Here is a 19,599-nt window from a genome sequence, read left to right on the forward strand (position 1 = left end):
ATCCATATTTTGTCCCTAATTTACGGATAGTTATTGCTCCGGATAAGTATTCCTTAGTTACTTCTCCCTTTAAATGCGATTTGTCCATTTTGTCCTTGATTTTTTTGTCAACCCAGGTTAGGACAAGTCACGTGCGCTACAGATGCTACAAACGCTACAATGCGCTACAAAACTAATAATCAACAACTTAACTGCTGACAAGATTTTGTCAATGACAAAATTCTGTCAGCAGTTTTGCAGGCATTATGATATGGTATGACCAAATACCAGGCCGATTTAGTAAACGATATGGGGAGTGATGATCCCCTATTTAAGCATCCCATGGGTACGAGCCTGACGCATCAAAATCCGCATATGAATTGACTAAAGTTTCAGCCAAATAAATAGCTGGATCAGGATATTGCCATATATCCCGGCCAAAACATCATCCAGCATCACACCGGTACCGCCCGGCAAATCCTCAAGTTTGCGGATAAATAAAGGTTTTACAATGTCAAAAAACCGGAATAATATAAAGCCTGCCAGCAAGTACCAGTTATTGTGGGGTACAAATAACATGGTTACCAGCATCCCCGATACTTCGTCAATAACTACTTTGGAACTATCTTTTCCCCAGGATGGTTCAACCTTATCACCAAGGTAAATTCCGAGTAAAGTGACTAATATCGTAATCAATAATAATATCCATTCATGCTGACCCGCCTGTGTCGTCCATAAAATCCAGATCAGCCCGCAGGTAACCGCCGCGGCGATCGTTCCGCCGCCCTTGATATACCCAATACCAAACCAGCTTGCAATTAGTTTAATCATCTGTTAAATTCCGTTTAAATGTTAACTTTTATTCAGCACATCCTCAGCACGTTCAGCAACTTCGGGTTCTATCGTATGTTTTTTGGGGTAATTGAAAAACAAGGAACTTAAAACCGGCAGAATAAAAATCGCGACCGTAAATACTGACGTAAATATATCGGCACTTTCGCCGGACATAAATTTCGAAAAGCCTGTTGCGGGGTAAAAATGTATAAATAAAGATGCGGTTAGCTTAATGCCCAACAAACCAATAACTATAAAAGCTACCGTCTCCAGAAAAGTGAACTTTTCCATTAATTTTACAAAAGCCTGGGCCACAAACCGCATGGCCAAAATGCCGATAAAAACACCTATGTAGATCAGGAAAACATGATTGGTGAACGCCACGGCAGCAAAAACGTTATCGATAGAGAAAGCAAGATCCATAATTTCCACCAATATAATAGTGGCCCACAGCGTTCCGATGACGCCAACTGTTGAGCGGTAAGCCCAATTTTTGCTTTTGTCGACCTCGCTGTCGCTGCCACCATTCTCATCTTTGCTAAGTTTCCCTTTAAAATAGGTAAAAGCCAGGTAAAGGAGATAAAGGCCGCCAAGGGGTTTAAGCCACCATATTTTAACCAGCCAGGCCGCTAAAAACAGGCAAATACCACGCATTACGTAGGCCCCAATGATACCATAACGCAAGGCTTTGTTGCGCTGGTGTTTAGGCAAATCAAGCACCATGGTTGCCAAAACCGCAGCATTATCAACGGAGAGCAAACTCTCTATTAAAATAAGGTTTAAAATGATCAGGATTCCGGCCTTTATATCGGCGCCAAGCACCTCGTGCAGTATATTCATAAGTTAAAAGGGAATTTAAATGGGTAAATTACATCATATCCGTGTTCAGCATCGTTTTTAAAATATTTGCCTGAACGTCTACGTCAGTTATGTTTTGTAAAAAGTTAATGTCGTTTAATTTTTTGTAATTATCGGCTAATAAGTTTTTAATTTCAGCAGGAATCGTTGTTTTTATGATGTTGATGCTGCTGTTTAACTGGTCGTTTTTATCGGTCAACTCCCTGATAAATGTTTCTTTTTTTGACAATTCTGTTGGCGCTCCGCGCTGATCTATTTTTGTAATATCGCAAAAAAGGAACAATTCCTTTGCCGGAAAGTAAATGAAGTACCTGTCTGTATCATTCAAGCGGTAAACTTCGGCAATCTTATCTCCTGCTTTTAAACCGCAAACAAAGCTGCTTCTGAATTCGTATTTGCAAAGCACGCCCATTAATTTTCGCTGAATAACCGCATATGCATTTTTGTAAACGTCGGTTGGCGTATATTGTTCCAGTTCGGTGATCAGATCGGGCGAAACTTCGTCATAAAAATCAGGTGAGTACCGTTCACTAAATGCGTTGATATTTTTTGCAAAAGGGTATTCAGAAGTGTCGTCTGACAACACCTGGAATAACTTCCTTAACGAAGTGTTTATCTTTAACGCCTGCCTTTGCTGGTCGAGTCTATACTGTTCGAATGTAAGAACAGACTCCCTGATCTTTGCGATCAAATCCTTATTTAACTGGATCTCGTCAAGTAAAATCAGGATACTCTTTTCGTTGTTCTTTTTTATTTTTACCAGCAAATCAATTAAAGATTGGCTATACTGCAAATGAAACAGCTGGAGTTTATTGATGTCCAATTCAGGGTTATCCGCAAATAACTGGTGTATCACCTGGCTCCGCAAATAAATCCTGTAGATGATATCATCCCCGAAAAAAACGGACAGCAACTGCAGTTTGCTGATTATCCTGTTCGACTCATTTAATATTGCTTTGCCGGCATCATCCATTTTTCAAATTTAGCCAACATTCGTCACATTTTTCTTTAGTTCGGTTTCTAAACTTTGTAACTCTGTGTTTAAATTTTTCCTGTTTTGAGCGCCTTCCTCGTGGATTCGTTTTACTTCGTTCAGCGTTTCAATTAACGACTGGGTAGTTTTCTTCAGGGTATCAATTGAAACCACTGTTTTTTCATTCTCGCGGGCAACATCAATACTGTTTGTTTTAAGCAGCTCGGCGTTCTTTAATAAAATGGTATTGGTGGTATCGGCTATCTTTTTCTGCATTTCAACATTGGCCTTTTGCCTTTGCAGGGCGACGGCGATAGTGAGCTGATTTTTCCAAACCGGAATGGTGGTTGAGATGATAGACTGAGCTTTTTCGGCAATGGAAGTGTTATTGTTTTGAACTACCCTGATTTGTGCAAGCGATTGCAGCATGATGAAACGCACCACTTTTAAATCGGCCATTCGTTTATCCAGGCGGTTTACAAAGTCGCGCAGGTCGGCAATTTCGTAATCATTGTAATCTGCCGGTCGCTGGTCCATTTTTTCCATCGAATCCTGCACATCGGCGCCATAATTCAATACAGAATTCATATCCTACGGGTTAAGGTCTTTGGCTACTTCCGCATATTTTTTTTCTTCCTCTGGTTTTATCAGCTCCAGGTTAACGTTACCCTCTTTATCAACCTTCATCGTCGAGGACATTTTTGTTTTAACCGCTGGCACAATTTTACACGCGAAAATAAGAGATCGCAGACGAATACAAAACTAAAGCCTAACGCTAAAGCTAGCGTCTTAAAAAATCAACCTGTCAGGGTAGCCATCAAATTCCACTTTGCAGATGTCGTTGTAACCAATTATCTTTAAGCAAACTTATCCAATTATGCTCATCGCTTTTATCGTTTGGCTTTTTTATGTCAGGTTATGCGCCAAACTGGGGGCAAAACGCGTCATCGGTGGCGTAAATGGGGTGTTTTATGGCATTTTCTTTTCGTATTTGGGTATACTTTTTATCCTCTCGAGCCGTAAATTGGATGACGACAGGGCAAATGCGGCCCTTTTAACATTGTATAAACCTGTTAATTCCCCTCAGCCGGAGGTATGAAAAACGTAATATTATTTAGTTTTAAGGTATGGTTAACAGGCCTGATACTGGCGCCGCTTTTACTCCTGTTGCTTTATGGCTTATCCGCCGCAGAAAATAGTGTTTCCATCCCCAACCTGAAGGTATTGATTGCCATCGTACTATTTAACCTGCTGTTAACAATATTGGTTTCGGCGAGTATGTGTTACCTGTTATGGTTGCTGAATTTTACGCACTGGAAACCAGCCGTCATTAAGGGATTGCTGTCGCTTTTCGCATTTATCACCTGCATTTTATATGCGCGTCTCCTGTTCCACTTCTATTTTTTGTGGTTTCACGATGCGTTAAGACACAAGACCGCCAATTATGGCCTATCTGACTATGCAATAAGCGCTACGAATATTGTGCGTGTTCAATTGGCCTGGCTGCTGATGGCTATCCTGTGCCTCTGGCGGTTTAAATTTGAAATAATTGATAATAAGAAACCTACCACATCGCATCCTGACTAATACGGTAAGTACTTTACCCATAAACCGAATTGTTTTCGGCACCTGTGTTCCCCTCTGTGTTCACAGTGTGCATACACGTGTATGCACCTGATTTTTCACGGCAATCCTGCCACGCTAAAAGGGAAAAGGCCCGTTATTGCTGCCGAAGGGAAACCTGTTTACCCTGCCGTGCGAATGGTCGCAAAAAGAATGATCCAGATGCAGCTTGTGAATTTGAACCTGATGTGCTGAGGGTCCTGATTTGTTAGCAACAGTTTTATCAGGCTGACTAACAATAGTAGCTTTCTTCTTCATAACAACCTCCCTGATTTTAATTGGTTTATCAATTGGTTATACTAAGTTAATTAGTTTAAAGCAAATTTCAAATAGGCTTAAAGCTAAAAATTGGCTATACCTGCCATTAAAAATTCGTTTATTTGAGATACGCATACTAAATATTAACAAGCAAAAACGCATTACCATGGCCACCGCTACCATCAAAAAGGATTCCCTTGATTTTTTGACTGACCTCGCAACGCATAATAATCGCGAATGGTTCAATCTGAACAAGGACCGGTACCAGGAGACCCGGCAAAACATCACAGATTTTGCCGATGCACTGCTTGCTGAAATGAATAAACATGACAAGATTGAGACGCCATCGGGTAAAAAAAGCCTGTTCAGGATTTATAAAGATGTCCGTTTCTCCAAAGAGAAAACACCCTATAATAACCATTGGAGCGGGAGCTTTAAACGTGCAGGCAAGGCGCTGCGCGGCGGCTACTACTTCCGTATTGAACCAGGCAATTCGGCGCTGGTAGGTGGCTTTTGGGGCCCGGTACCAGATGATATGAAGCGTATAAGACAGGAGATCGACGGCAACTACACGGCCTGGAGAAATCTGCTCGGTGACCAAACATTAGTACAAACCTTCGGCAAACTATATGGCGAACAATTGGGCACGGCGCCGCGGGGCTACGAAAAAGACCACCCGGCAATCGACCTGCTGCGTTATAAGCAATATATGCTTAAACATGAGTTCAGCGATGAAGAGGTATTAGGTCCCGGTTTTGTATTTATGGTGAACAACTCATTTAAAAAGACGCGCCCATTCCTGGATTTCATGAGCGAGATACTTACAACGGATGCAAATGGTTTATCACTGGTTGACTAAAATCTGCACGCATCCGGGATCAATTTGCACGCATTTTGAACGTATAGAAATTCAGGAACAACAAAAAACCCCTTAGATTATCTCTAAGAGGCTTTATTTTTGCGGGAGTTAGCGGGTTCAAACCTTGTATTTTAATTAGCTAAATATCAACGCAATAATTGCAAACTATCAATGCTGGTACGCTGTTTGGTACGCTAACTATTTAAAACTCAAAATTCCTTTTCTGATAAAATTCTATTAATGATTATTTGGGTAAAAATCATGCCGAGACTCAAAAATAGCTAGTCAACAATAGTTTATCACCCGCGTTATTGCAAGCCAATCTCTTACCCTGTTATTCGGGCGGCCTGTGCCAGGGCAAATCCTCAACAGGAGTTCCCTAAAACACAGAATCTATCCGGGATGAGATAAATTGTTCAACATGCGATTTTTATAATTGATATAAAGGAAATTAAAAATTGTCCGTAATAATTTCGTTTCCAGTTTAACTGATTTTCTGAAATAACAGGTCCGTAATCATACGCTTAGATGAATTGCGCCCGATGACCTTTTCGTCTAAATAAAGCGAAAAGTCTGTCCTTTTCCTGTATTTATTTTTATTTCGTATCCCCCGGCAACCTTATTTGATCTTATTTTCGATCCTTTTATACGGAGGGGTCTATTGCACAATATTTTGCAGGCGCCGCCGTTTTTAGAAAAAATTGCCGCAGTTTCTATCTGGTGATTATGCCATACCATATTTACTATGAAGCCTCCGCGGGCCACCAAACCTTTAATATTACCGTTTTTCCAGGCAGAAGGTAAAGCCGGTAAAAGATGAATATTATTATCCTGGCTTTGCATTAACATTTCCGCAAATCCCGCGGTTCCGCCAAAATTGCCGTCAATTTGAAAAGGTGGATGCGCGTCAAACATATTTGGATACAGCCCGCCACCTTCGCTATAATTATACCCGCCTTCATGAGTTAATCTTAGCAGATCCTTATAAAGCTTATAAGCATGGTCACCGTCCTGCAGGCGCGCCCAGAGATTCACCTTCCATGCAAGACTCCATCCTGTACTTTCATCCCCTCTTAAATCTAAGGATTTTTTTGCCGCATTAGCCAATTCTGGTGTTCTAGCAACAGAAATCTGGTTTGCAGGATAAACGGAATACAAGTGAGAAACGTGGCGATGATGAGGGTCAGGTGACTGGTAATCATCAAACCATTCCTGCAATTGACCCATGCTCCCGATCTGATAAGGGAGCAGCTTGCGTTTGGCGCTAAGTAGCGAATCCCGGAATCCGGAATCAATATTCAAAAGTTTGCTTGCATCGATCAGATTACTAAAAAGATCCCTGATGATCCCGATATCCATGGTTGTAGAAATGGATACATCGCCCACTTTATCGGTATTATAAATAAAGTCATTTTCGGGAGACATGGATGGCGCGGTAACAAGGTGGCCGTGACCGTCAGGGACCAGCCAGGCGAGCGAAAACAAAGCTGCGCTTTTCATTATCGGATAAGCGGTTTGAGATAAAAACCGCCGGTCACCGGTAAACAAATAATGTTCCCATAAATGACGGGTGAGCCAGTTTCCGCCCATCGGCCAGTTGGCCCATTTTGGGTCGCCGTGCCCCTCATCGCCTACCGGGTTTGCCAATGCCCAGATATCCGTATTATGATGCGTTACCCATCCTGGTGCATGATAATATTCCTTTGCTATTACCGCACCGGTAACCGAAAGTTCCTTTATCAAATCAAATAGGGGCTGGTGCATTTCCGACAAGTTACAATCCTCCGCCATCCAGTAGTTCATCTCCACGTTGATATTACTGGTATAGTTAGAGCTCCAGGGTGCCCTCAACTCCTTATTCCATATACCCTGCAGGTTCGCCGGTGCACCTTTTGTTCTGGAACAGCTGATGAGCAGGTAACGGCCAAATTGAAAATATAACGCTTCCAACCCCGGATCTTTTCCATTTTTTGCGTAAACGTTTAGCCGCTCGTCGGTCGGAAGATCTGTCCTGCTGCCCTTATTATTATTTAAAGTAACGGATACACGGTTAAAATAATGCCGAAAGTCCGTGGTATGAGCTTTTAACAGCACAGCAAACGGCTTCTTTACAGCCTTGTCCAGATCGGTAAGTGCTGACAAATGTTCATCTTTCAAAGGACATTTATCATAGCCGTTAAAGCTAGTCGCCGCTGAGATGTATAGCGTGATCACAGATGCTGAGCGGATAGCGATACCACTCGTGTCTGCTGTAATTTTTCCATCGTCAGCGAGCGCACGCACAAGTACTTCATACCGCATACCCCGGCAGCTGTCCTTGTCATTGTAGATAACCGGCTGTTGCTTATAATCTACGTAGTTGGGATCCACGTGCACAGGTGCCTTGCCGCTGAGCGAAAGCACATTCCCGGCCAAAAGCTTTTTTTTATATTGAAGCTGGCTTGTCGTATTTATTTTAAAATTCAGCTGCTTTGGCTTATCCGAAGTGATCCGTACAATAATTACCTGGTCCGGCGCCGAAACAAACACACGACTTTCGTACTTTATCCCGTGACTACTATACTTTGTTGCAGCTATCGCTTTACTGATATCCAGTTCCCTGCTATACACTGTCGGTTCCTTGCCTGTAAAAAGTTTTCTGATATGCAGATCTGCCATCGGTAAATAACTTTCCGAATAATCTCCCTGCATCTTTCTTTCAAGCGTATCGGCTGCCTGGTAATCACCTTTAAAAACAGCTGCCCTTACTTTTGATAAATATTGAAACGCTTCAGGATTAACGTTTGCCTTCAAAGGGCCTCCTGACCAGAGCGTGGCTTCATTTAATTGAATTAATTCATCATCGACCCGCCCAAATACCATTGCTCCCAACCGACCATTTCCAATCGGAAGAGCCTCTGTCCACGTTGTGGCAGGTTTTTTATACCAAAGTTTATGATCCTGGCCGTTCACCCGAATAACGCTGAATTGAAACATCCCTGCGATCATCAAAAGATAAGCGCTTGCACGGCTCATACGGCATTTTAATAGTGTTCTTCTTTTTTTCATCATCATTATTACTGCTTTACATTGCTATTTAATCGGGCTATTGACAGAAACCAGCTGATCCGGCACGTTAGCTCCTTTGTGTTAAACCGGAATGGCGCCTATCGTTTTGTTAGCGGACAGTAAAGAAATACTTACCTGAACCTATGCTAACCAATGCTTTTCCGTTTTTCAGTCCCAGGAACTTCAAATTCCCCCTATTCTCTATGCTTCTGCCACCTTCGGTATATTTATTTTCTTTTCCGGCCGGCAGATAAATTACTGCAGTGGTATTTGCCGGTATCTCCGTTTTCATGGTGAAGATATGCGCCGATCTATGCCATTCATTTTTGATCATGCCATAAGGAGAAAGGTAGCTCGCTTTGGTTGCCGTAATATTTCCCACCACTTCCGGACGGATAATGATTTTTCTAAAAGCAATGGCGCTTTCATCATATCTTATCCCGGCCAGCCCGCTATAGAACCATTCCATTAAGTGGCCCAGCATCAAATGGTTATTCGATGAAATTCTGTTCCCTTGCCAAGATTCGGTTAGTGCGGTTGCCCCCTTCGCAAGCTGGAAGCCGTAACCCGGGACATCCGTACGGCTGTTCATATCAAAAATAATATCTGACCGGCCCGCATCATCAAGCACTTTCAGCAAATAGCGAAAACCGATGTCTCCTGCGGTTATACTGTTGTTATGGGCTTGGATATCCTGAATGATATGATTGACGACTTCAGTTTTATACGCAGGGTCGACCAGGCCCATAAATACCGATATGGCGTTAGCCGTCTGGCTGCCGGTACCATATTGCCCGCTTTCACGGTTGAAGAACGCTTTGTTATAGGCCTGTTTAACCCGGTTACCCAAAAGCTTATAACGCCTTTCGTCGGCAGTTTTATGCAAAATATGCGCCACTCCGGCCAGGATGCAAAGATCGTGGTAATAAATTGCGGTAGCAGTGATGCCGGGAGGCGTTAGCTGGGATGGCCCCGGATCCTTAGGGCCAATATCATACCAGTCTCCAAGGCCAAAATAGAGGATATCACCTCGCGATTTTGAATCCAGGTAAGCGACATAACGACGCATCATTTCATAGCTGTCCGACAGCGCCTGTTCATCACCATACCATTGATAAAGGTAAAACGGCAACAGGATGGCGCTGCTGCCCCATTCAGGAGAGTCACGAAAGCCACCATCAAAACGGGCATATTCAGGCGCGATGTCTGGTACCAGCCCGGCGGTTGTCTGGGATTCCCTCATATCTGCTATCACTTTCCGCAGAAGTGCAGCGATGTCATAATTATACCTTATAGCGCTCCCCGTCAGGTGAGCCTCTTCCAGCCAGCCCAGTTTTTCCCTGTGAGGGCAATCCGTAAAAATGCTGGCGATGTTACTCTGCACGGCCCAGTCGATCAACTTAAAAGTCTGGTTAAATAAGGCGCTGGAGCAAGAAAACGTGCCGGCACTTTCAGCCGCATTACGCGTGTGCAAACTCTTCACTTCTTTTATGACCGGCAATTGCTCCGGATTGTATTGATTTACGGGCGTGCCCCCTTCTACCTGAAGGTACCTGAATCCATAATACATGAACCTTGGCTGCCAGCTTTCTGTTTCCCCGCCCTTAAGGGTGTATTTAAAAAAGACGGGAGTACCGATCGCTGCCTGGTCAGCCAGTCCATTATCATCCAGCAGTTCGGCCGGTGTGATTTTTATAACGGCTCCCTTTTCTCCACTTACCGCTATAAAGGGGATAGCCGAAGCATTTTGCCCCATATCGTACACCCATACCCCTGGCTTCGGGTGCATGATTTTTTTGCAGGAGAACTGTTCAAATATTTTTAATGGTGCTTCATTCTGTGCCCGGAGCTCAGCCGGTCCGCCGGTAACGATCGCTGCCGTCCAGCTACCGTCATTGTAGCCCGCTGTATCCCAGCCAGCCTTTTCTTGAGTCGCGTTATAGTCCTCGCCCCCATATATGCTGGAAAAAGTCACTGGCCCCGGCGTAGTTTTCCAGTTGCTGTCGCTGATGATACTTTCTTCTGTGCCGTCCGTGTATTTAATAACGATTTTACAGATCATTTTGGGATGCCCAAAAGCTTGTTTCAGTTTATGATAACGTTCGCCGGGGATAAAATAGAAACCATTACCAAGCATTACTCCAACTGCATTTTTTCCCGGCTTTAACATTGTGGTGATATCAAATGCTACGTATAAAGCAGATGTGTCATAACGTGTCCAGCCTGGGTCCAGAAAATGATCCCCTACCTTCTCACCATTTAAATGGAAATCGAACTGACCCAAACCTGTGATAAACGCAGTTGCCGAGGAAACAGGTTTGCTCAACACAAATTCCCTGCGCAGGAGCGGCAATACATCATTCCCGCTTGTCCACCTTTTATCATCCGGATCGGTAATTGCCGGAACGACGATCTGGGAATCCGGGAGCGCATCATAACCGATCCATTGCGCGCCTTTCCAATCCGCACCGCTCACTAAACCCATCTGCCACCTTGCCGGCTTGCTCCAGGGCGAAACGTTACCATGGTTATCCCAAGCCCTAACTCTCCAGTAATAGGTTTTTACTGGTGCCAGTGATTTGCCTTCAAACCTGACCTGTATCGAGGCATCTGAACTAACCTTTCGTGAGTCCCATATATTGCCCTTGTTTTTTTGCAGGCGTAAAGAATCGTCTGAAACAATTATCCTGTAGGCTATCTGCCTGCAGTTGCGGCGGCCTGTTCTTAGAAACCAGCTGAAGCGCGGATGACTGACCTGTATTCCGGTCGGGGCTATACTGTATTCGCACTTCAAATTGGATACCAACAATTGACCTTGCGACCGTATAATGGTAAACAACAGTATGCTGCAGGTAAAAAGTCTTTTTTTTAGGATTAGCATAATTCAGATAAAAATATATATTTTAAAACCTAAAATCTCATAGCCGTCAATAACCATTGCCCGCTACCACAAATACGCCTGATGGCTCAAACAACAGACCTGTAAAGCGTTCATTTGCGCCGGCTTTATGCCGTTTATATTTTCTTCGCCAAAAGCAAAATAATAAGCTCAATGCCGCAAATTGTCCACTGTGATTTTTCCTCCCCATTTCAAAACAGCTAATGTCGTTCTTCCGTCCAGAAAGTCATACGTAATGACCAATCATCTTGGCAAAAGATCAGCAACAAATTTGCTTTTGGCAGGTATCCATTCCCTGACTAAGATCTATTTATAATATATTTTTTTATCAGTGATCGTTTGTCAGGAGGCTTGAAATGTTCCCTGTTATAATTTGGTCATAAAATCCCTGTATTGTTTCAGCAAAGCCAGGTAGCAGGCTAAGATCGGCACCCCAGAGTGTTTCATCCTTTAATATATCCGGAATCAATTCAGCTGGTTTGCCGGTTTTACCGAGGTCAAAGAATCGCGCCGCCTTATCATCGTTAATTGGATAATGGTTCTTATTAAATTCTCCCCGGTAATTACCATCAACTTCTTTTAACGGGCGCATGAAAGCAATAAAAGCAGCGAATCCTTTGGCGATCTCCACCGGCACTTTGTTATTAATCCTATAATATTCCAGTAAGACAGGCAATACCCGCATTCTTAATTTTGTCGTGAATTGTTGTGTGATACTGAGCCACTGATGCCGGATATACGGGTTCCTAAAACGGTCGATCACTTGCGCGCTGAAGGCCGCTACCGCACCACGGTCAAGTTGATAAGGGATCGCCACGGAGATTTCCTCCATTAGGCTGGTTACAAATTTGAGAAAAAACGGGTTATCCATTGCCTCGTTAACGGTCGTAAAACCTGAAAGAAATGCCATGCCACAGCTTAAAGTATGTGTTCCGTTTAATAGCCTTAACTTAAGTTCGCGGTAAACACCGATATCAGGTGCGACAATAATTCCCTTATCAGCTTTTTCAAAACCGAGCAGCGCCTTTATTTTTTCATCGCCTGTTATAGCCCACAGCCGGTATACTTCTGACACCGTTAGCAGTTTATCCGAATATCCGGCATCCTCTTCGAAAGACTTCATCACAGCATCTTCCGGCCGACCGGGCACGATCCTGTCTACCAGCGAACTGCAAAAGTAATTTGCTTCATTAACCCATTGCTCAAATTCCACCGGCAACTTATTAAACCGGATGAGCTGCAGGATGATCTCCTTTAGTACCACCCCGTTATCTGGCAGCAGTTCTGTTGGTATGATTACAAAGCCACTGTCCGTGCTTCCATTGAATGCGATGAACCGTTGATAGAGCAAGGCGAGCAGTTTTGCCGGGTAGGAACAGGGCGGGGATTGATGTATATCTTCTTCAACCAATCGGATACCGATTTCGGTTGTGTTGGAAATAATTATTTTCAACTCCGGGTTGAGTATCTGCCTCAATACTTCATCCCAATGATCCACCGCGGAAATTACCTGACTTATTGCAGCACAAATGGTCTTTTCTTCGATGTTTTTACCGTCTTCAATTCCTCTTGTCCATAAAGTATATAAATTATCCTGTTCATCAAATACGCCCTTATCACCCGAGGCAGTCGATTTTACAACCAGGATCCGCCCGTTAAAAAGGCCATTGCGATTGGCTTTATCAATAAAATAGTCGATAAGACCGCGGAGCAGAACGCCCGTGCCGAATTGAATTATTTTTACAGGGAAGTGAAAGCTCTCCTCCACGGGTTTTTTGATACGCTCGGTATGAATATCCGCAAGTGCTTTTTTTGATAGTTTCATTCATTGTATCATTTAATCCTCCAGTGCAACCATAGCTTTTATCACATTTGTTTCGGGTAGCAGCCAATCTGAAAAACTGTCTTTTACTTCGTTAAACTTTACCTGGTGCGTGATGTACATCAGCGGATTGATCGATCCATTTTTTATGGAGCCTATAACGAGTTCAAAATCATCCCGCGTAGCATTCCGGCTACTCATCAGGGTTCCTTCCCGCTTGTGAAATTCCGGGTGATTAAAGTGGATGTCGCCCTTTTGCAGGCCGATCAACACATACCTGCCACCGTGCGCCAGGTAGGCAAAAGCATCATTTATGGCTTTTAAATTCCCGGTCGCATCAATAACCACCTGCGGCAGGTGCCCGCCTGTGATTTTCTTCAGTTGCGCTGGTACATCTGCCGAATGGGCGTTGATGGTATAATTGACGTTCAATGCTTCTCTGCAAAACGCCAGGCGTGTTTCGTTAATATCCAGCGCAATGACTTTTGCGCCGGCAATACGGGCAAATTCCATAGTTCCCAGGCCTATTGGCCCTGCCCCGATCACCAATACGAATTCCCCTGGTCTGACACCGGCGCGTTTTACGCCATGTGCACCGATGGCCAGCGGTTCTACAAGCGCCAGTTCATCCAGGTCCAGACCCTGACCGTGTAACAGCGTTTTTGAAGGCACTAACAGGTATTCGGCCATTCCGCCGTCCACGTGTACCCCGCAAACCTGTATGTTTTCGCAATAATTTGAGCCGCCGTTTTTACAGGCCAGGCATTGACCGCAATTAAAATACGGGATAAAGGTTACCTGCTCACCAATGCTGAAATCCATCATGTCGTCACCGTCTACTATTTCACCAGCCAACTCATGCCCTAAAATGCGCGGATACTGAAAATAGGGCTGGGTTCCCTCAAAAGCATGCAGATCGGTTCCGCAGATCCCTATTCGCTTAATTTTAAGCAGCGTATGCCCGGCTTTTAACTCCGGTCTGTCACGTACTTCATATCTAAATAGTCCGGGTTTCACACAAACTAGTGTTTCCATTATTTGATGGTTTGGTTTTTATAAGTTGTAAAAGCATTTTTAAATTTATTGCCTGGCTACCCTCTCGCGGCGGTACAAAACCCAATAAACTGAGAGGTTTAACCAAGTTGAAATATCCTATCCATCAATATCCACTTTTCATTTTCCTTCGCGAACGGTAGTGGCTGCTGAAATTTCCACATTAAATGTTACCATTCCTGTATTATTGGGTTGGCGGCATCCGTAACTGCTTTGCGTGCAAAGTCAAAATCGTCAGATGTATCCATTATCATAAACAGGCGGTTACCTGTCCTGTAAATTTCCATGTTCGCAATGCCGGCACCTGTGATGCTCGCCTTTACTTCGGGGCAGCCATTTTCACTTTTATGCCAGTATTCATATTCGGTTATAAGAGCTTAATCAAAACATCGTTCATATTATTGGGAATGCCCCAGATAACGAACAACATCGTGACGAGCGAAAATGAGATCAGGCTCCTGGCAGGCATGAACCCAAAAACCTCCCGTTCTTCTAAAAACGCGTTAGGCAAAGAGCTTAAAAAACAAACTGATAAATAATTGATTTTACCAAAGAAACCTAAAATCAGGCACTCCCAATTGCGGATTATTGGCATCTTATTAAGACATTTTACCATAATAAGTTATATTTATACTTTATTTTGTGAATACATGCTTAACTTAAAATTTTGTGAAACCAGAGCTGCTTAAAGTTACCAGTGCGACAACGCATTCATTTAGTGCCAGGCACCACAATAAACCGAATATAAACAACCGGTGGCATTATCACGCAGAGGTCGAGCTTATTCATTTTCACAGGGGATCGGGCACACAATTTGTCGGTGACAGTATTAAAAGGTTTAGTCCAGGTGATATGGTTTTAGTTGGCAGTAATTTACCGCACTACTGGAAATACGATGACGAACATCAATTTACAGCCGATGAACAGCCATACTCAACAGTGGTACATTTTTTTGAGAATTTCTGGGGTGATAACTTTTTGAATTTACCGGAAAACAAATCTATTAAACACACCCTGGAAACAGCAAAACGGGGGCTTCAGATTACCGGTGATACAATGGAAAAGGTCGCTGTTTATTTACAGCAAATTCTCAATAACGAGGGGCCAAGACGTATTTTACTGCTTATCGAAGCCTTAATTTTAATTGGCAGATGTACCGAAAAAAACCAGCTCGCATCCTTTGGCTTTATGCAAAATTTCGAAGAGGCTGATAAAGACAGGATCAATTTAATATTTGACTATTCTTTTGCGAATTTCAAAAACAAAATAATTCTGGAAGAGATAGCGAGTGTTGCTAGCCTCAGTCCGAATTCCTTTTGCAGGTATTTCAAGTCAAAGACTCAAAAAACATATTCCCGGTTCATTACAGAAATACGGGTCGGCCACGCCTGCAAGTTATTGATTAATGACCCAATCAATGTTAAACAAGTTTGCTATGAAAGCGGATTTAATAATTTCTCCAGCTTTCATACCGCTTTTAAAAACGTGACCGGTAAGACACCATTAAGTTACCAGCAAAGGTTTTTATTTCAAGCTACAAATAGTTGATTTTAAAGCCAGGAATTGTTGCACTAACAGAGGCAAAAATTCCTGGCTTATTTTCGGCAATACTTGAATCATCAACATGAACACTCACCGGAAAACGGCACACCGCTGAGTTGTTATGCCAGTGCGATTTTCGGCTCCAGCAGGTTTGCTCTTTTAAGCAGGTTTGCTCTTTTAAGCAGGTTCTGCCGGTATTATTTTGTTCAGCTTTATTGGATTACAACGAGCCCCATCCCTCACGATAATTTCTTTTCACAAACTGGTTGGCTTCATCAAAATTGGTAATTTTCATATTTGGCCCATCCCACAATAATTTAATATTTCTTCCAGGGTAGTCAAAATCATCCCCATTCTTCTTTTGAATTTCGGCACTTCTGATCGCTAAATTCCCCATGAGCACACTTTCAGTCAATGGGCCGGCAATATCAAAATGCGAACTTAAATTTTTAGCCTCATGACTACCATAGCCGGCAATAGCGGCTTCAACCCAGGCGCCATAATGGCCATCTTCTCCACCTTTTACCCTGGCAACAGTAACGGGAACTTTCACCTCCTTTGTTCTTGAGGTGGGCAGTAATTGAGGATTAACGGCATAGGTACCCGCCATCATTTTGCCTTTGGTACCTAAAAATATTATCCCATTGCCCCCATCCCCCATCACTTCATTAGGACCTAATTCTTCCGGACGGGTAGGCTGTATACCCCCATCCATCCAATGTAATTCAACATCAGGCTTACCGGGCTTCCCTTTAAAAATCAGGGTAATATGAGATGAAATAGGTCCACTTTCCGGAAAATATCCCCTGTTCCAATTCGTAATATATTTTGTGGCGACGCTGCATTCTGCGCTTACCGGATACCCCAGCCCTAAAACGGCAAAAGCCGGAGACATGATATGACAGGCCATATCGCCCAGCGCACCGGTTCCAAAATCCCACCAACCCCGCCAGTTAAAAGGCAATAATTCTTCAAAATAGTCTCTTTTCGGTGCGGTTCCAAGCCAAAGGTTAAAATCAAGTTCCGGTGGAATTTTTGAAATATTTGTTGGACGAGGAACACCCTGTGGCCAAATAGGCCTGTCGGTATAACAATATACGGTGTGCACATCGCCAATAACATCTGCATTATACCAGTCTTGCAATTGCCTTACCCCATCGCCACTGGAACCCTGATTGCCCATTTGGGTAACTACTTTATAGCGATGTGCAGCTTCAGTAAGTTTTCTGGCTTCATAAATATCATGGGTAAGCGGCTTTTGCACATATACATGTTTATTTAACTGCATTGCAGCAATTGCAGCCACCGCGTGGGTATGATCTGGCGTTGAAACAGAAACCGCATCAATTGATTTCGCTTCCTTATCCAGCATTTCTCTGAAATCCTTGTAATATTTTGCATTCGGAAAAGCCTTCCTGGTCGCAACCGTTTGCCGGTCGTCTACATCACAAAGAAAGCCTATGGAAGCTTTACCGGTTTTATTAAACATATCAATATCACTAGCGCCCTTTCCACCCGCTCCAATGGCTGCGATGAGCAATTTATCACTTGGCGCAATAAAACCTTTACCAAGAACATGCCTTGGCACAATGTAAAAACCAGCCGCGGCAATGGCCGACTTTTTAATAAAACTTCTTCTAGAATTTTCCATAATTTTTTTAGGTGGTTGATAATGTTTCTGGAATGAAAGATAAATTTATAATAATTGTTGATTTAATTTATAATGATTGTTAAAGTATTACCTAAAAAGTTACAATCCAGTCCATGCCATATGTGGACACAGCACCGGGCGGTACAAAAAAACAAGGACCCAAAAAAAAACATTTCAAGCTTTTTCTTTATTGCCCGTATTTATTAAGCCGTTTTTTAATCCAGGCTATTGATTCATTCATGGTTTATCCAAAGTGAAAATAGTTCCTATTTCCTGCCCGGATAATGCTTCCTGAAATACTTTAGCACAATGGATATATCCCTGAAATTCTCTTTCCGAAGGAAACTCATCATTCCGGCCCAGTACCCATTTATTATTTACCGAAAGATTCGCCACCTTATCCGTCACCGTTGTGCCTTTCAGTATCCCATCGATATATAAAAAGAGTGATTTCCCCCGACACACGCCAGCAATATGGTGCCAATGGTTGAGCCAGTCAGACGGCAAATCAACGGTACAATCCCCCCGCCCCCAGCCCCCGGCAAAAAAAGTAAGCGACTTCCCGCCGGATAATTGCAGCACATTCGTGTCGCCTTTGGTGAAAATATCGGTTAACCCGCCATTTAAACCGGTGGGATATACCCAGGCCATCATCGTGATCTGCTCGTCAAGTATATCCAGGCTCGCAGATCGGGGCCTTTCCACAAAACAATTTTTACCAAACAACAATGCAGCATCCGCTGTCCGGGTATTGTCGGCGATACTTATGACGTGCCCGTTATTGCTAAACCCTGATTTATCAATGATCGAGTAATCTGACGCAAACTTTATTGATGAGAGATCTAATATCAGCGACTCGCTGGCATTGCTGTACACTTTATACCGAACCTGGTTGGAGTCGATCCGAATCGTCTGAAAACCCCTTTCAAGCGCCCTGAACTCATGTTTCATAACCTTCTTTTCGCCCGGCCGGAGTGTAATGGTATCAGTGAAAACCAGGCTATCATTAACGTTTACTTTTAGGGTAACCATTTGTTTTAAACCCCGGATATTTTGCACCTGGTAGGCAATGTACTGCACATCATGCAACCTCACCATCGGTTTTGCGCTGAGCGCACTTATCCGGTAACTATTTGAAGCTGAAAAAGTAAGCGCTTTAACAATAACTTTTTGCATTCCCGTCCCTTCAATTGTTAACCATGATATACCTAATGGATATAAACGGCAAGCAATGGAATCATGGATAGTGTGTCCGGCGGGCACATAGCAGTTTTTTTGCCCATACGGTTTGCCATTGACGATTAAGTGTACGGTTTTGGTTCCTGCACTACCCCGGTTGGTGAGGGAAAATTTCGCAAAAAACAACTCATCGGGCCCTGCAGTTTTATGGGTAACATAAAAATCTGACACTTTAAATTCAGCATTGGTTTTCGTCTCAGACAGATTTACCGGGTTTTTGTGTTTCGGCCACAAGCCAGGCCGGCCAATCATCCGGAAAGCTATACGACCACCGGAGGTAATCTCCACATGAGGCAGGGTGAGTTGCTCCCAGGGTTTTCCGTTAACAGCAACTGCCTGCACGTAGTAGTTTTTCAAAGATGAATGTACGCTGTTAATAGAAAACTCTTTTCCATTTGGCAAGTGCAGTGTGACTGATTGAAACAGCGGCGACCCGATGGCATAGGTTGGTCGCCCGGGACAAACAGGATAGATCCCGATGGCACTAAAAACAAACCAGCTGCTGGTTGAACCCAGGTCGTCATTCCCCGGCAAACCGCCCGGTGTAGCTGAATATAGCTCCTGCATGATATACCTGCACCATTTTTGCGTTAATGCAGGATTAGAAGCCTGATTAAATAAGTAGGGTAAATGAAACACCGGCTCATTATCAAACAAGATCACCTTATGGGAAAGCGCCGAATCCAGCCTTGACGCAAACTCCGCATTACCACCCAGTAAATTAATCAGGTCGCGGGCGTTTTGCGGCACAAAATAAGTATACATCCATTGGTCTCCTTCTTTATATCCACCCATTCCTGGTTGCAGCTTAAAATTATTTTGATTCCGGGGAAGCATAAACAGCTTATCGGTGTTCAAAAGATTCCTGTAGTTAAACCCACGGTCAAGCAATAGTTTGTAGTCGCTTTGCTTTGCCACCACCTGTTTGGCATATTGTGAAAGCGCCCAGTCATCATAAGCA

Annotated in this window: 17 protein-coding genes; 6 read left to right on the top strand and 11 right to left on the bottom strand. The window is 43.4% G+C overall.

Annotation, left to right across the window (positions count from 1 at the left end; all coding sequences use genetic code 11):
• Positions 1–363 precede the first annotated feature (363 nt).
• The 4 genes from QZY09_RS19745 to QZY09_RS19760 are packed head-to-tail and all read right to left on the bottom strand — an operon-like array spanning position 364 to position 3,232.
• Positions 364–810 (bottom strand): phosphatidylglycerophosphatase A, encoded by a 447-nt coding sequence (locus QZY09_RS19745; RefSeq protein WP_295675209.1) that lies wholly within the window; start codon positions 808–810, stop codon positions 364–366.
• Between the two features lie 21 nt (positions 811–831).
• Positions 832–1,653: a DUF475 domain-containing protein gene (locus QZY09_RS19750; protein ID WP_295675213.1), complete on the bottom strand. Its 822-nt coding sequence runs from the start codon at positions 1,651–1,653 to the stop codon at positions 832–834.
• A 28-nt stretch (positions 1,654–1,681) separates the two neighbouring features.
• Positions 1,682–2,644, bottom strand: coding sequence for a hypothetical protein (locus QZY09_RS19755; RefSeq protein WP_295675215.1), 963 nt, complete (start codon positions 2,642–2,644; stop codon positions 1,682–1,684).
• Positions 2,645–2,653: 9 nt separating this feature from the next.
• Positions 2,654–3,232, bottom strand: coding sequence for a toxic anion resistance protein (locus QZY09_RS19760; protein ID WP_295675217.1), 579 nt, complete (start codon positions 3,230–3,232; stop codon positions 2,654–2,656).
• 289 nt (positions 3,233–3,521) lie between these two features.
• Between QZY09_RS19760 and QZY09_RS19765 the strand changes: the two genes are divergently transcribed.
• From QZY09_RS19765 to QZY09_RS19780, 4 genes are all read left to right on the top strand, one after another.
• Positions 3,522–3,743, top strand: a complete 222-nt coding sequence (locus QZY09_RS19765; protein WP_295675220.1) for a hypothetical protein — start codon at positions 3,522–3,524, stop codon at positions 3,741–3,743.
• A complete protein-coding gene (locus QZY09_RS19770) occupies positions 3,740–4,231 on the top strand; it encodes a hypothetical protein (protein WP_295675222.1) in 492 nt (163 codons plus the stop codon). Before QZY09_RS19765 ends, QZY09_RS19770 begins: the two co-directional genes overlap by 4 nt.
• 81 nt (positions 4,232–4,312) lie before the next feature.
• A complete protein-coding gene (locus tag QZY09_RS19775) occupies positions 4,313–4,462 on the top strand; it encodes a hypothetical protein (protein ID WP_295675225.1) in 150 nt (49 codons plus the stop codon).
• A gap of 229 nt (positions 4,463–4,691) precedes the next feature.
• Positions 4,692–5,384, top strand: coding sequence for a DUF2461 domain-containing protein (locus QZY09_RS19780; RefSeq protein ID WP_295675228.1), 693 nt, complete (start codon positions 4,692–4,694; stop codon positions 5,382–5,384).
• A 555-nt stretch (positions 5,385–5,939) separates the two neighbouring features.
• On the opposite strand, the gene QZY09_RS19785 is transcribed toward QZY09_RS19780, so the two are convergent.
• The 5 genes from QZY09_RS19785 to QZY09_RS19805 all read right to left on the bottom strand — a co-directional run bounded on the left by QZY09_RS19785 (position 5,940) and on the right by QZY09_RS19805 (position 14,577).
• Entirely contained in the window at positions 5,940–8,399 is a 2,460-nt protein-coding gene (locus tag QZY09_RS19785) for a glycoside hydrolase family 95 protein (RefSeq protein ID WP_295675230.1), read from the bottom strand.
• Positions 8,400–8,541: 142 nt separating this feature from the next.
• Complete coding sequence (locus QZY09_RS19790) at positions 8,542–11,313, bottom strand: family 78 glycoside hydrolase catalytic domain (protein ID WP_295675233.1); 2,772 nt, start codon at positions 11,311–11,313, stop codon at positions 8,542–8,544.
• Positions 11,314–11,659: 346 nt separating this feature from the next.
• Positions 11,660–13,156, bottom strand: coding sequence for a tagaturonate reductase (locus tag QZY09_RS19795; RefSeq protein WP_295675235.1), 1,497 nt, complete (start codon positions 13,154–13,156; stop codon positions 11,660–11,662).
• Between the two features lie 12 nt (positions 13,157–13,168).
• Positions 13,169–14,188, bottom strand: coding sequence for a zinc-binding alcohol dehydrogenase family protein (locus QZY09_RS19800; RefSeq protein ID WP_295675238.1), 1,020 nt, complete (start codon positions 14,186–14,188; stop codon positions 13,169–13,171).
• Positions 14,189–14,376: 188 nt separating this feature from the next.
• Positions 14,377–14,577, bottom strand: coding sequence for an L-rhamnose mutarotase (locus QZY09_RS19805; protein WP_295675247.1), 201 nt, complete (start codon positions 14,575–14,577; stop codon positions 14,377–14,379).
• A 36-nt stretch (positions 14,578–14,613) separates the two neighbouring features.
• Here QZY09_RS19805 and QZY09_RS19810 point away from each other — a divergent pair, with 36 nt between their 5' ends.
• Both QZY09_RS19810 and QZY09_RS19815 read left to right on the top strand, forming a co-directional pair.
• Positions 14,614–14,745: a hypothetical protein gene (locus QZY09_RS19810; RefSeq protein WP_295675240.1), complete on the top strand. Its 132-nt coding sequence runs from the start codon at positions 14,614–14,616 to the stop codon at positions 14,743–14,745.
• Between the two features lie 130 nt (positions 14,746–14,875).
• Positions 14,876–15,754 carry an AraC family transcriptional regulator gene (locus QZY09_RS19815; protein ID WP_295675242.1) on the top strand — a complete coding sequence of 293 codons (879 nt, stop codon included), beginning with the start codon at positions 14,876–14,878 and terminating at the stop codon, positions 15,752–15,754.
• Positions 15,755–15,968: 214 nt separating this feature from the next.
• Here QZY09_RS19815 and QZY09_RS19820 read toward each other — a convergent pair whose 3' ends face one another.
• Entirely contained in the window at positions 15,969–17,399 is a 1,431-nt protein-coding gene (locus QZY09_RS19820) for a Gfo/Idh/MocA family oxidoreductase (RefSeq protein WP_295675243.1), read from the bottom strand.
• 237 nt (positions 17,400–17,636) lie between these two features.
• Positions 17,637–19,599, bottom strand: a 1,963-nt coding sequence (locus tag QZY09_RS19825; protein ID WP_295675245.1) for a glycoside hydrolase domain-containing protein, incomplete at its 5' end; no start/stop codon positions are given.

This window comes from uncultured Mucilaginibacter sp., from assembly GCF_903913935.1.
In the GTDB taxonomy this organism is placed as follows: Bacteria; Bacteroidota; Bacteroidia; order Sphingobacteriales; family Sphingobacteriaceae; genus Mucilaginibacter.

Excerpts from the sequence above, each read along its gene's own strand:
- QZY09_RS19745 (WP_295675209.1), bottom strand. The coding sequence starts at position 810 with ATGATTAAACTAATTGCAAGCTGGTTTGGTATTGGGTATATCAAGGGC.
- QZY09_RS19750 (WP_295675213.1), bottom strand. The coding sequence starts at position 1,653 with ATGAATATACTGCACGAGGTGCTTGGCGCCGATATAAAGGCCGGAATC.
- QZY09_RS19755 (WP_295675215.1), bottom strand. The coding sequence starts at position 2,644 with ATGGATGATGCCGGCAAAGCAATATTAAATGAGTCGAACAGGATAATC.
- QZY09_RS19760 (WP_295675217.1), bottom strand. The coding sequence starts at position 3,232 with ATGAATTCTGTATTGAATTATGGCGCCGATGTGCAGGATTCGATGGAA.
- QZY09_RS19765 (WP_295675220.1), top strand. The coding sequence starts at position 3,522 with ATGCTCATCGCTTTTATCGTTTGGCTTTTTTATGTCAGGTTATGCGCC.
- QZY09_RS19770 (WP_295675222.1), top strand. The coding sequence starts at position 3,740 with ATGAAAAACGTAATATTATTTAGTTTTAAGGTATGGTTAACAGGCCTG.
- QZY09_RS19775 (WP_295675225.1), top strand. The coding sequence starts at position 4,313 with ATGCACCTGATTTTTCACGGCAATCCTGCCACGCTAAAAGGGAAAAGG.
- QZY09_RS19780 (WP_295675228.1), top strand. The coding sequence starts at position 4,692 with ATGGCCACCGCTACCATCAAAAAGGATTCCCTTGATTTTTTGACTGAC.
- QZY09_RS19785 (WP_295675230.1), bottom strand. The coding sequence starts at position 8,399 with ATGAGCCGTGCAAGCGCTTATCTTTTGATGATCGCAGGGATGTTTCAA.
- QZY09_RS19790 (WP_295675233.1), bottom strand. The coding sequence starts at position 11,313 with ATGCTAATCCTAAAAAAAAGACTTTTTACCTGCAGCATACTGTTGTTT.
- QZY09_RS19795 (WP_295675235.1), bottom strand. The coding sequence starts at position 13,156 with ATGAAACTATCAAAAAAAGCACTTGCGGATATTCATACCGAGCGTATC.
- QZY09_RS19800 (WP_295675238.1), bottom strand. The coding sequence starts at position 14,188 with ATGGAAACACTAGTTTGTGTGAAACCCGGACTATTTAGATATGAAGTA.
- QZY09_RS19810 (WP_295675240.1), top strand. The coding sequence starts at position 14,614 with ATGCCCCAGATAACGAACAACATCGTGACGAGCGAAAATGAGATCAGG.
- QZY09_RS19820 (WP_295675243.1), bottom strand. The coding sequence starts at position 17,399 with ATGGAAAATTCTAGAAGAAGTTTTATTAAAAAGTCGGCCATTGCCGCG.